The 12,349-nt window shown below is 63.0% G+C and carries 10 protein-coding genes; 4 read left to right on the forward strand and 6 right to left on the reverse strand.

Annotation, left to right across the window (positions count from 1 at the left end; translation table 11 throughout):
• Positions 1–8: 8 nt before the first annotated feature.
• The 6 genes from QF039_RS30790 to rfbB are packed head-to-tail and all read right to left on the reverse strand — an operon-like array spanning position 9 to position 6,598.
• The gene (locus QF039_RS30790; protein WP_003213224.1) at positions 9–1,394 is read right to left on the reverse strand and encodes a sigma-54 dependent transcriptional regulator; all 1,386 of its coding nucleotides are present in this window, start codon (positions 1,392–1,394) and stop codon (positions 9–11) included.
• The gene (locus QF039_RS30795) at positions 1,391–3,199 is read right to left on the reverse strand and encodes an ATP-binding protein (RefSeq protein ID WP_307522288.1); all 1,809 of its coding nucleotides are present in this window, start codon (positions 3,197–3,199) and stop codon (positions 1,391–1,393) included. Before QF039_RS30795 ends, QF039_RS30790 begins: the two co-directional genes overlap by 4 nt.
• A gap of 36 nt (positions 3,200–3,235) precedes the next feature.
• Positions 3,236–4,105 (reverse strand): dTDP-4-dehydrorhamnose reductase, encoded by an 870-nt coding sequence (gene rfbD / locus QF039_RS30800; RefSeq protein ID WP_177123060.1) that lies wholly within the window; start codon positions 4,103–4,105, stop codon positions 3,236–3,238.
• Complete coding sequence (gene rfbC / locus QF039_RS30805; protein ID WP_307522291.1) at positions 4,102–4,647, reverse strand: dTDP-4-dehydrorhamnose 3,5-epimerase; 546 nt, start codon at positions 4,645–4,647, stop codon at positions 4,102–4,104. Before rfbC ends, rfbD begins: the two co-directional genes overlap by 4 nt.
• Positions 4,644–5,519 carry a glucose-1-phosphate thymidylyltransferase RfbA gene (rfbA, locus tag QF039_RS30810; RefSeq protein ID WP_087692716.1) on the reverse strand — a complete coding sequence of 292 codons (876 nt, stop codon included), beginning with the start codon at positions 5,517–5,519 and terminating at the stop codon, positions 4,644–4,646. Before rfbA ends, rfbC begins: the two co-directional genes overlap by 4 nt.
• Entirely contained in the window at positions 5,516–6,598 is a 1,083-nt protein-coding gene (gene rfbB / locus QF039_RS30815) for a dTDP-glucose 4,6-dehydratase (RefSeq protein WP_008435746.1), read from the reverse strand. Before rfbB ends, rfbA begins: the two co-directional genes overlap by 4 nt.
• Positions 6,599–6,775: 177 nt before the next feature.
• On the opposite strand from rfbB, the gene QF039_RS30820 reads away from it, so the two are divergent.
• From QF039_RS30820 to QF039_RS30835, 4 genes are all read left to right on the forward strand, one after another.
• Positions 6,776–9,685, forward strand: coding sequence for an aminotransferase (locus tag QF039_RS30820; RefSeq protein WP_307522295.1), 2,910 nt, complete (start codon positions 6,776–6,778; stop codon positions 9,683–9,685).
• Between the two features lie 125 nt (positions 9,686–9,810).
• Positions 9,811–10,689: an N-carbamoylputrescine amidase gene (aguB, locus tag QF039_RS30825; RefSeq protein WP_177069279.1), complete on the forward strand. Its 879-nt coding sequence runs from the start codon at positions 9,811–9,813 to the stop codon at positions 10,687–10,689.
• A gap of 6 nt (positions 10,690–10,695) precedes the next feature.
• Positions 10,696–11,802 (forward strand): agmatine deiminase, encoded by a 1,107-nt coding sequence (gene aguA / locus QF039_RS30830; protein ID WP_102604451.1) that lies wholly within the window; start codon positions 10,696–10,698, stop codon positions 11,800–11,802.
• A 243-nt stretch (positions 11,803–12,045) separates the two neighbouring features.
• Entirely contained in the window at positions 12,046–12,258 is a 213-nt protein-coding gene (locus QF039_RS30835; protein ID WP_003213240.1) for a hypothetical protein, read from the forward strand.
• Positions 12,259–12,349: the final 91 nt, after the last annotated feature.

The following is a 12,349-nucleotide window of genomic DNA, read 5'->3' on the forward strand; positions in this document are numbered from 1 at the left end:
GAAAAGGGTCATTCGTCGTCAGCGTGACTGTTGCCGCTGTCGGCGAAGTTCAGCCCGTGCTTGCGCAGTTTGTCGTGCAGGGTTTTACGCGGTACGCCCAATGCCTCGGCGAGGCTGCGCATGGAATTGTGGGTGCGCGCCAGTTCGGCGGCGATCAGGCTTTTTTCAAACTGTTCGACCTGTTCGCTCAAGCCGCCGGGCGTACTGGTGAGGATGCCCGGCGAAGGGCTGTCCGGGGTGCTGTCCAGCGCCAGTTCAAGGCCCAGGGCGAAACGCTCGGCGGCGTTTTGCAGCTCGCGCACATTGCCCGGCCAGCTGTGACGCAACAACAGCGCGCGCTGGCCCGGTTGCAGCTCTTTCATCGGTAGCCCGTGGCGCGTGCTGGCTTCGTCGGCAAAGTGCTGGAACAGCATCAGCGCATCCTCACCCCGTTCGCGCAGCGGTGGAATGCGCAGCGGCGCAACGTTGAGGCGGTAATACAAGTCCGCCCGGAAGCGCCCCTGGTCGGCGGACTGGCGCAGGTCTTCCTTGGTGGCGGCGATGATGCGGATATCCAGCGGGATCAGCTGGTTGCCCCCCAGACGCTCCACCACACGCTCCTGCAACAGCCGCAGCAGCTTGACCTGCACATCCAGGCTCATGCTTTCGATTTCGTCGAGAAACAGCGTGCCGCCGTTGGCGAATTCGAATTTGCCGATGCGCCGCTTCTGGGCGCCGGTAAAGGCCCCTGGCTCATGCCCGAACAACTCGCTTTCCACCACCGACTCGGCCAGGGCGCCGGCGTTGATCGCCACAAACGGGCCGCTGCGGCGGTTCGACAGATCGTGCAGCGCACGCGCTACCACTTCCTTGCCGGCACCGGTTTCACCGAGGATCAGCACATCAGCCTTGGTCGCCGCCAGCGCGCCAATCTGCTCGCGCAGGCGCAGCATTTGCGGGGAGTGGCCCACCAGGCGTGTACTCAATTGCTGACGGTCGCTCAGGGCCAGGCGCAGGCTGCGGTTGTCCAGCACCAGGCGGCGCAGGGCCAGGGCGCGGCGCACGCTGTCGAGCAGGGCGTCGCTGGCGAAGGGTTTTTCCAGGAAGTCATAGGCGCCGGTGCGCATCGCCTGCACCGCCAGTGGCACGTCGCCGTGGCCGGTGATCAGCAGTACCGGCAGCTCCGGGTCCTGGGCGTGGAGTTCCTTCAACAGTTCCAGGCCGTCCATGCCGGGCATGCGGATGTCGCTCACCACAACCCCCGGCCAATCCCGGGACAGGCGCGCGGTCAGGCCCTGGGCTTCGCCGAGGGTCAGGACTTTCAGCCCGGCCAGGTCCAGGGTCTGGCAGAGGGCCTGACGCAGGTGTGGATCATCGTCGATCAACACCACCTGAATCTGGTTATCGATACTCATACACTGCGGTCCTCGGACGGTTGCAGACTGACACCCGGTGCTCCGGCGCGCAGTTTCAAGGTTAACAGTGCGCCGCCTTCCTTGTGGTTGGCGAACAACAGTTCACCGCCAAAGGCGCGCATCAGGGTGTCGCAGATCGCCAGGCCCAACCCCAGGCCCTGGGTGCGGGTCTTGGTGGTGTAGAAGGGCTCGCTGGCGCGGCCCAGGGCTTCCATGCAGAAACCCGGGCCGTTGTCGCGAATGTACAGGTTGACGCCCTGTTCGGTGGTTTGGGCACTCAGCCAGAGTTTGCGCGGCGGGCCTTTTTCGGTCAGGGCGTCCAGAGCGTTGGCCAACAGGTTGCCCAGCACCTGGCGCAGGCGGGTTTCGCCGGCCGCCACCCACAAGGTGGCCTCGGGCAGGTCGCGGATCAGTTCCACTTCCATTGCCCGCCGCCGCTTGGCCAGCAGCGCCAGGGCATCGTCCAGGGCCGGTTGCAGGGCCACGCTTTCCGGCGCATGCCGGTCGCGCCGGGCGAAGGCGCGCAAGTGAGCGATGATCGAGGCCATGCGCCCGGTCAGTTCGCTGATCAGTTTGAGGTTGCCACGGGCGTCGTCGGTGCGCTCATGGTCGAGCAAAATCCCGGCGTTTTCCGCGTAGCTGCGAATCGCCGCCAACGGCTGGTTGAGTTCATGGCTGATACTCGCCGACATGGTGCCCAGCGCCGACAACTTGCCTGCCTGCACCAGGTCATCCTGAGCCCGCACCAGTTCCTGCTGGGCATGTTCGCGTTCCAGCACTTCCTGCTTCAGCCGTCGGTTGAGGCCTTCCAGGTCGCTGGTCCGCTCGATCACGCGCATCTCCAGCTCGCGACGGGCCTTGGCTTCGAAGGCGATGCGTTCCAGGTAGTGACGACGGCGCTGCATCATCAGGCCGAGCAACAGCATCAGCACCAGCAAGGCGGCGCCACCCACCGCGACCACGGTGCGCACCGGGCGGCTGATCAAGGTGCGCGGCGCGAGAATCTCGACCTTCCAGCCGGTTTCGGCGATGTCGGTGGATTGGCGCACCCACGCCGTCGGGCTGAGGCTCAGCGGCTGCGGGTCGCGGGTCGGGTAGGGCTGGATGGCGATGATGGCGCGGCGTTCTTCATCCGTCAGCGGCCGGGTGGCGCGAAAGCGCCATTGCGGGCGCGAGGTCAGGATCACCACGCCGTTGTGGTCGGTGACCAGCAGTTGTTCGGGGGTGTTGCCCCACAGGCTTTCGGTGTGGTCCAGGTCGACCTTCACCACCAGCACGCCGATGATCTTGTCACCATCTCGCACAGCGGCGGCGAAGAAGTAACCGCGTTTGGCCGAGGTGGTGCCCAGGCCGAAGAAGCGCCCGAGGCGCCCGGCCATGGCTTCGCTGAAGTAGGGGCGAAAGGAAAAATTACGCCCGACGAAGCTGTCCTGCTTGTCCCAGTTGGACGCGGCGAGGGTCTTGCCGGTGGTGTCCATCAGGTACATCACTTCCACCCCGGCCTGCGTGGCGACGTCCTTGAGCAGGTGGTTGGCGTTGACCAGGTTGGTGCTGACGTGAGGCGCGTCGATGGCGGTGCGCAGGGCCGGCAGGTCACCGAGGATTTGCGGCAACACTTCGTAGCGATGCAGGGTGCCCAGCAGGTTGGCGACGTACAGGTCCAGCGTCTGGCGGTTCTGACCGGCCAGTTCGTTGCGGTAATAACGCTCGGCCAAGTGCTCCAGCGGCCACAACAGCGGTGCCAGGCATAGCGCCAGCAATGCCAGGCTGCGCCAGCGGGGTCTTCGCGGAAGGGGTGGAGTCATGGGAGTCATGCGCCTGTGGGTACAGGCGCATTATGCCTAGTGCTGCTCGGCAAGACACTCGCGCAATGCGTCATGCCACTGCGGTTGCGAGACATGCCATTGCTGTTGCAGGCGGCTGCAATCGAGGCGCGAGTTCAGCGGGCGCCTGGCCGGCGTTGGATAGGCGCTGGAGGGAATCGCTTCCAGCTCGGCGCAGGCACGACCGTTGGCCCGTAGTTGCTCGCCGATGGCCTGGGCAAAGCCGAACCACGAGGTCTCGCCCTGGGCCGTCAGGTGGTAGACACCCCAGTCCCCGGCCTGGCCCGCCTGCCAGCGCTCGATCAGCGCACGGGTGCTGTTGGCGATGGTCCCGGCCCAGGTTGGCGCGCCGATCTGGTCGGCGACGATGCGCATCTGCGGTTTTTCCTGCAGCAGGCGTTGCATGGTCAGCAGGAAGTTCTTGCCGTGGGTCGAGTAGACCCAGCTGGTGCGCAGGATCAGGTGTTCACCGCCGACGGCCGCGATCGCCTGTTCGCCCGCCAGCTTGCTTGCGCCATAGACGCCCAGCGGGTTGGTTGCGTCGTCCTCGTTGTAGGGCGCGGCCTTGCTGCCGTCGAACACGTAGTCGGTGGAATAGTGAATCAGCGGAATGCCCAGTGCCTTGGCTTCCTCGGCAAAAATCCCGGGCGCGGTGGCGTTGATGGCGAAGGCCACGTCCGGCTCGCTCTCGGCTTGATCGACGGCCGTATGGGCGGCTGCGTTGATGATCAGGCCCGGGCGATGGGCGCGTACCTGGTCGCGGATCTGCTCGGGATGCGCCAGGTCCAGTTGATCGCGGCCCAGCACGATCAACTCGCCCAGGCCCTGGAGACGTTGTTGCAACTCCCGGGAGACTTGGCCATGTTGGCCGCTGATAAGGATTTTCATGGGAACAGCTCGGCCTCTTGCAGGCTTTTCCCGGCCTGGTCCTTGGCGGACAGTTGCGGCGTCTCCGTCAGTTCCCAGTCGATGGCCAGCGTCGGGTCGTTCCAGAGGATGCAACGCTCGGCGCTCGGCTGGTAGTAATCGGTGGTCTTGTAGAGGAACTCGGCGTAGTCGCTCAGCACCACAAAGCCGTGGGCGAAACCTTCCGGTACCCACAACTGGCGATGGTTATCGGCGCTAAGCCGCACGCCCACCCACTGCCCGAAGTTGGGCGAGCTGCGGCGGATGTCGACGGCCACATCCAGCACTTCGCCGGCGATGACGCGCACCAGTTTGCCCTGGGTATGTTCGAGCTGGTAATGCAGGCCGCGCAGCACGCCTTTTTGCGAGCGCGAGTGGTTGTCCTGCACGAAATCACGCTTGAGCCCGGTGGCCTCTTCGAAGGCGCGGGCGTTGAAGCTTTCGTAGAAAAAGCCGCGCTCGTCACCGAACACTTTCGGTTCGATGATCAATACGCCCGGCAACGCCGTGTCGGTGACCTTCATTTTTGCTCCCCGGCCAGTGAATACAGGTATTGGCCGTAGCCGGTCTTGCCGAAGTACTTGGCCCGCTCCAGCAAGTGGTCACGGTCGATCCAGCCGTTCTCGTAGGCGATTTCTTCCAGGCACGCCACTTTCAAACCCTGGCGGTGCTCGATGGTCTGCACATACGTCGAGGCCTCCAGCAGGCTGTCGTGGGTGCCGGTGTCGAGCCAGGCGAAACCACGGCCGAAGCGCTCCACGTGCAGGTCGCCACGCTTGAGGTAGGCGTTGTTGACGTCGGTGATCTCCAGCTCGCCCCGTGGCGATGGCTTGACTGCCTTGGCGATCCTGATCACGTCGTTGTCGTAGAAATACAAGCCGGTCACCGCGTAGCTCGACTTTGGCTTGGCTGGTTTTTCCTCGATGGACAGCGCGCGGCCCTGGCTGTCGAAGTCGATCACGCCGAAACGCTCCGGGTCCTTGACCCAGTAACCGAATACCGTGGCGCCAGATGGGCGTTCGGCAGCCGTGCGCAGTTGTTCGCCGAAGTGCTGGCCGTGGAAGATGTTGTCGCCCAGGATCAGGCATACCGGGTCATCGCCGATAAACTCTTCGCCAATCAAAAACGCCTGGGCCAGGCCGTCCGGGGACGGCTGCTCCGCATAAGTGAACCGCACGCCAAACTGGCTGCCATCGCCCAACAGGTTGCGGTATTGCGGCAGGTCTACCGGGGTGGAGATCACCAGGATTTCCTTGATCCCGGCCAGCATCAGCACCGAGATCGGGTAGTAGATCATCGGCTTGTCATACACCGGCAACAGTTGCTTGGAAACGCCCAGGGTAATGGGGTGCAAACGCGTGCCGGAGCCACCGGCCAGTACGATTCCCTTCATCATGCGATCAGATCCTTAAAGTCGGTGTTGCCCAGTCGTTCGCCTTGATAACTGCCGTCCTGGACCCTGCGGCACCATTCCAGGTTATCGAGGTACCACTGCACGGTTTTGCGCAGGCCGGTTTCAAAGGTTTCCTGCGGAACCCAGCCCAGCTCGCGTTCGATCTTGCTGGCGTCGATCGCATAGCGCTGGTCGTGGCCCGGGCGATCCTTGACGAAAGTGATCAGGTCAGTGAATTTCTCCACGCCCGCCGGGCGTTGTGGTGCCAGTTCTTCCAGCAGGCCGCAGATGCTGCGCACCACGTCGATATTCTTCTGCTCGTTATGGCCGCCGATGTTGTAGGTTTCGCCTACCACACCTTCAGTCACCACTTTGAACAGCGCGCGGGCGTGGTCTTCGACGAACAGCCAGTCGCGCACTTGCAGGCCGTCGCCGTACACCGGCAATGGTTTCCCTGCGAGGGCGTTGAGGATCACCAGCGGAATCAGCTTCTCGGGAAAGTGGAACGGCCCGTAGTTGTTCGAGCAATTGGTCAACAGCACCGGCAGGCCGTAAGTGCGCTGCCAGGCGCGTACCAGGTGATCGGATGCGGCCTTGCTGGCCGAATACGGCGAGCTTGGGGCGTAGGGCGTGGTTTCGGTGAACAGGTCATCGACGCCGTGCAGGTCGCCATACACTTCATCGGTGGAGATGTGGTGGAAGCGGAAGGCACTCTTGGCCGGTTCTTCCAGCTTCTGCCAATAACCGCGTGCGGCCTCCAGCAGGCTGTAGGTGCCGACGATATTGGTCTGGATAAAATCCGACGGGCCGTCGATGGAACGGTCCACATGAGACTCGGCCGCCAGGTGCATGATCGCGTGGGGCTCAAAGCGCGCCAGTACGGCGCTGACGGTGGCCTGGTCGATGATATCGGCCTGGACGAACTCGTAGCGGCTGTTGCTCGCGATGCTGGCCAGCGACTCAAGATTGCCGGCGTAGGTCAATTTGTCCAGGTTGAGCACTTCGTGCCCGGTGTGTTGAATCAGGTGCCGGATCAGAGCGGAGCCGATGAATCCGGCGCCGCCGGTGATGAGAATGCGCATGTCGGAGGCCCTTTTCCTTAGACAGACATTAAGCGAATGGAGCATAGCTTGAGTTGTGGAGCCAGGTGGTGCAAGGGGCCACAGTCAGATTGACGGCACTGCGCGGGACTGGGGGTTGCGTAACCCCCGTCAACAATGGCGATATAAGCGCCTGATAAAAAAGCCAGGGGTCTTCACATGTTGCTCGCCACGTTGATTCATCGCGCCAGCCTGCCATGCCCGCAAGTCGGGCCTGTGCCTGCGACGCAGCTACTTGAGCAGCATTACGGCCTGGGTGGGGCGTTGCAGTCCCTCGGCAGCCAGCAAGACCTCAACTACCGTCTCGACAGCGAGCGTGGCCGCTTTGTGCTGAAAATCTGCCGGGGCGACTACGCCGCCGTCGAGTTGCAGGCCCAGCACGCAGCCCTCAAGCATCTGCAGGAACATTCGGATGTACGGGTGCCCAAGGTGATCTCGTCGCTTGCTGGCGAAAAACTGCTGACCGAGACCGTCGCCGGGCAAACCGTGCACCTGCGGTTGCTGGACTACATCGACGGCCAGCCGCTGACCCATCTGCCCCATCTGGGGCGCGAGGTGATCGCAGGCTTCGGCGAACTCTGCGGGCGGATGAGCCAGGCGCTGGCCGACTTCGAGCATCCGGGCCTGGAACGTACCCTGCAATGGGACCCACGCCATGCCCTTGAGCTGATCACTCATTTGCTGGCGACTCTCGAAAACCTCCCGCACCGGGCCGGGCTCGAGCGCGTGGTGGAGCAGGTCGGGCAGCGTCTGCTGCCGTTGGCCGACCGCCTGCCCTGGCAAGCCGTGCACATGGACATCACCGATGACAACGTGGTCTGGCAGCGTGATGCCCAGCGGCATTGGCAGATTGAAGGCGTGATCGATTTTGGCGACCTGGTGCGCACCTGGCGCATTGCCGACCTGTCGGTGACCTGCGCGGCGCTGCTGCATCATGCCGAGGGTGATCCGTTCGCGATCCTGCCGGCGATCCAGGCGTGCCACCGGATCACGCCGTTGCAGCGCGAAGAGTTGCAGGTGCTATGGCCGCTGATCGTCGCGCGGGCCGCGGTGTTGGTGCTGAGCAGTGAACAGCAGCAACGCCTGGACCCGGATAACGCGTACCTGTTGAAGAATGCCGAGCATGAGTGGGAAATTTTCCACGTAGCCACCTCGGTGCCCTTTGAATTGATGGAGGCGGCGATCCTGAACTGTGTCGGCGCCGAATTGCCGCCGATTGTCGGTGAAGGCTTCGCGCCTTTGTTGCCGGGGCTCGTTGGGCGTGAATTCGCGTTGATCGATCTGGGCGTGCTCAGCCCGCATTTCGAGGCCGGTAACTGGGAGCAGGAGGGCATTGATCGCCGATTGCTGGAACAAGCGGCCGTGGTCCATGGCCTGGCAGCCAGTCGTTATGGTCAATACCGTCTGTCCCGCACCCAACCAGACAGTGCCGTGGAGCCGGACACCTTCGCGCTTCACGTAGAACTGCACATGCCCTTGGGCGCCACGGTGGAAGCACCGTTCGCCGGCACCTTGCGCCATGGCGCCGACGGCCTGCTGAGCCTGCATAGCGCCCAGTTGAGTGTTCGGTTGTGGGGCGTGAACGCCTTGTTGAAGCACGGCGCCGCAGTGGTAAAAGGCCAGGTAATCGGCGACGTGGTCGCGCCGCTGACAGTACAACTGTGCCGCGCCGAGCTTGAGCCGCCGCTGTTCTGCACGCCTTCCCGGGCGCCGGCATGGCAAACGTTGTGCCCATCCCCGGCTACCTTGCTGGGGCTGGCCTGCGACGCCGAGCCGGAGCTGGACCCCGAAGCCCTGCTGGCGCGCCGGGACGCCAGCTTCGCCCGCTCGCAGAAGCACTATTACGTCGACCCGCCGCGCATCGAGCGCGGCTGGCGCAACCATTTGATCGACATGCAGGGCCGTTCCTACCTCGACATGCTCAACAACGTCGCCGTCCTCGGCCACGGTCACCCGCGCATGGCCGAGGTGGCGGCGCGGCAATGGTCGCTGCTCAACACCAACTCGCGCTTCCACTATGCGGCGATTGCCGAATTCTCCGAGCGTTTGCTGGCGCTGGCGCCGGACTCCATGGACCGGGTGTTTCTGGTCAACAGCGGCACCGAGGCCAACGACCTGGCGATTCGCCTGGCCTGGGCCTACAGCGGTGGGCGCGACATGCTCAGCGTGCTGGAGGCGTACCACGGCTGGTCGGTGGCGGCGGATGCGGTGTCGACTTCGATTGCCGACAACCCCCAGGCCTTGAGCAGCCGCCCGGACTGGGTGCACCCGGTGACCGCGCCGAATACCTATCGCGGCGAGTTTCGCGGGCAGGACAGCGCCCCCGACTACGTACGCAGCGTGGAACACAACCTGGCGAAAATCGCCGCGCAGAATCGCCAACTGGCGGGTTTCATTTGCGAGCCGGTGTACGGCAATGCCGGCGGGATTTCCTTGCCGCCCGGTTATTTGCAGCAGGTGTACGCGCTGGTTCGTGAGCAGGGCGGCGTGTGCATCGCCGACGAAGTGCAGGTGGGCTACGGCCGCATGGGGCATTTCTTCTGGGGCTTTGAAGAGCAGGGCGTGGTGCCGGACATCATCACCATGGCCAAGGGCATGGGCAATGGCCAGCCGTTGGGCGCGGTGATCACCCGCCGGGAAATCGCCGAGGCGCTGGAGGCCGAGGGTTACTTCTTCTCCTCATCGGGAGGCAGCCCGGTGAGTTGCCGGATCGGCATGGCGGTGCTGGATGTGATGGAGGAAGAAAAGCTGTGGGAAAACGCCCAGGAGGTGGGCGGACACTTCAAGGCGCGGTTGGAGGCGCTGGTCGAGCAGTATCCATTGGTGGGCGCAGTGCATGGTTCCGGGTTTTACCTGGGGCTGGAATTGGTCCGCGATCGACAGACCCTGGAACCGGCCACCGAAGAGACTGCGCTGCTGTGTGACCGGCTGCGGGAGCTGGGGATCTTCATGCAGCCCACCGGCGACTACCTGAACATCCTCAAGATCAAGCCGCCGATGGTCACCTCACGGCACAGTGTGGATTTCTTCGTCGACATGCTGGCGAAGGTTCTGGAGGAAGGCTTGTAACAATAAACTCGATTGTTATCGGTAAAATTTGATCATTTTTCGATGAGCGGATATTTATTAGCTTCAAAAGCCGATTTTTATCCGCTATAAAGGCGTCCACTTGCCCGCCGCCGAGGAGATGATTCATGAGCCGTATCGTTACCGTTGCCGCGACCCAGATGGCTTGTTCCTGGGACCTTGATGCCAATCTCGAAACCGCTGAAAGGCTGGTGCGTGAGGCCGCCGCCAAGGGCGCGCAGATCATCCTGATCCAGGAACTGTTCGAGGCCCCGTACTTCTGCCAGAAGCCGAACCCGGACTACTTGCAACTGGCGACCACGGTTGAAGATAACGTCGCGATCAAGCACTTCCAGAAGGTCGCCCGGGAACTGCAGGTGGTGTTGCCCATCAGTTTCTATGAACTGGCCGGCCGCGCGCGTTTCAACAGCATTGCGATCATCGACGCTGACGGCTCCAACCTCGGGATTTATCGGAAAAGCCACATCCCGGACGGCCCGGGCTACCATGAAAAGTATTACTTCAACCCCGGCGACACCGGCTTCAAGGTGTGGAACACCCGCTATGCGAAGATCGGCGTGGGCATCTGCTGGGACCAGTGGTTCCCGGAAGCCGCCCGCAGCATGGCGCTGCAAGGCGCGCAAATCCTGTTCTACCCGACCGCCATCGGCAGCGAGCCCCACGACAAGACAATTTCGTCCCGTGACCACTGGCAGCGGGTACAGCAAGGCCATGCCGGCGCCAACCTGATGCCGGTGATCGCCAGCAACCGCATCGGTAACGAGGAGCAAGACGGCTACGACATCACTTTCTACGGCTCGTCCTTCATTGCCAATCAGTTCGGCGAGAAAGTAGAAGAACTCAACGAAACCGAAGAAGGCATCCTGGTGCACCGCTTCGATCTCGATGAACTTGAACACATTCGCAGCGCCTGGGGTTCGTTCCGCGACCGCCGTCCGAACCTGTATGGTGCGCTTAAAACCCTCGACGGTTCCCTGGAGTCCTGAATCGCCATGACCACTTTGCACAGCACCCCCCGCGCCGACGGCTTCTACATGCCTGCCGAATGGGCGCCACAGACCCAGACCTGGATGATCTGGCCCGAGCGCCCGGACAACTGGCGCCTGGGCGGCAAGCCGGCGCAGGCCGCCCATGTGGCGGTGGCCAAGGCCATCGCACGTTTTGAACCGGTGACCGTGGCGGTCTCGGCCGGCCAGTACGAAAACGCCCGGGCGCGCCTGGACGTGCCGAATATTCGCCTGGTGGAAATGTCCAGCGACGACGCCTGGGTCCGCGATACCGGGCCGACCTTCGTGATCAACAACAGCGGTGAAGTGCGCGGTGTGAACTGGGACTTCAACGCCTGGGGCGGTTTTGATGGTGGCTTGTACTCGCCGTGGAACCGCGACTCCCAGGTGGGCGGCAAGATCCTCGAGATCGAGCGCAGCCCGCGTTATCGCACCGAAGGGTTTGTGCTGGAAGGCGGTTCGATCCACGTCGACGGCGAAGGCACCCTGATCACCACCGAAGAATGCCTGCTTAACCGCAATCGCAACCCGCACCTGCAGCGTGAGGAAATCGAAGCGGTGCTCAGCGCCAACCTGGCGGTGGATAAGATCATCTGGTTGCCGGATGGCCTGTTCAACGACGAAACCGACGGGCATGTGGATAACTTCTGCTGCTACGTACGCCCGGGCGAAGTGTTGCTGGCCTGGACCGACGACCCGCAAGACCCGAACTATGCGCGCTGCCATGCCGCCATGGACGTACTGCAAAGCAGCACCGACGCCCAGGGCCGCTCGTTCACAGTGCATAAAATGCCGATCCCGGGGCCGCTGTACGCCACCGAGGAAGAATGCGCAGGCGTGGACCCGGTAGACGGCACCCAGGAGCGCAATCCCACCGTGCGGTTGGCCGGTTCCTACGTCAACTTCCTGATCGTCAACGGTGGCATCATCGCGCCGAGCTTCGACGACCCGCTGGACAGCCGCGCCAAGGAGATTCTGCAGAGCCTGTTCCCGCAGCATGAAGTGGTGATGGTGCCTGGCCGCGAACTGTTACTAGGGGGCGGCAACATCCACTGCCTGACCCAGCAACAGCCGGCCCCGCACAAAAACTGAGTGCACTTGTAACAGCCTGGTGCCGGGTTTAACGGCAATCGAGTGCGCCATGTTTTGCGCGCTCACGGCAAGCCCGCGGCCCGTCAGGTTCGCGGGCTTTTTTGTGTGCAAGTGCCGACAAACCGGGCACATTGGCATAGCTCTTGTATCGCTGTTGCGACACACAGCACGGTGTATGACTAAGCGGTTCTGTCATAAACCTTGAGTAAGTTAGCCGCTCATGCCGTCGGAGAGAGCGCTGAAATGAATGCCGATATCAACCTGATGTACACGCGCACGTTCCACCCTTTGCGGGTGAACGGTGACGCGATCCACGCGCTGGCGCTCTGGTTGAAGGCAAACGGTTCGAGGCAGATCAGGACGCCCGACCCGCGCCGGGTGATGAGCGAACGGTACCCGGCGGGGCTGTTCAGCGAGGACGAGGTGCAGGCGTTGTGTGAATTGATGCAAGGCTGACGGTTGTTTTCAATGTTGCACTGGACCTTGTGGTGAGGGAGCTTGCTCCCGCTGGGCTGCGCAGCAGCCCCAAAACAGATCATCGAGTTCT

The organism is Pseudomonas sp. W2I6 (assembly GCF_030815935.1).
In the GTDB taxonomy this organism is placed as follows: Bacteria; Pseudomonadota; Gammaproteobacteria; order Pseudomonadales; family Pseudomonadaceae; genus Aquipseudomonas.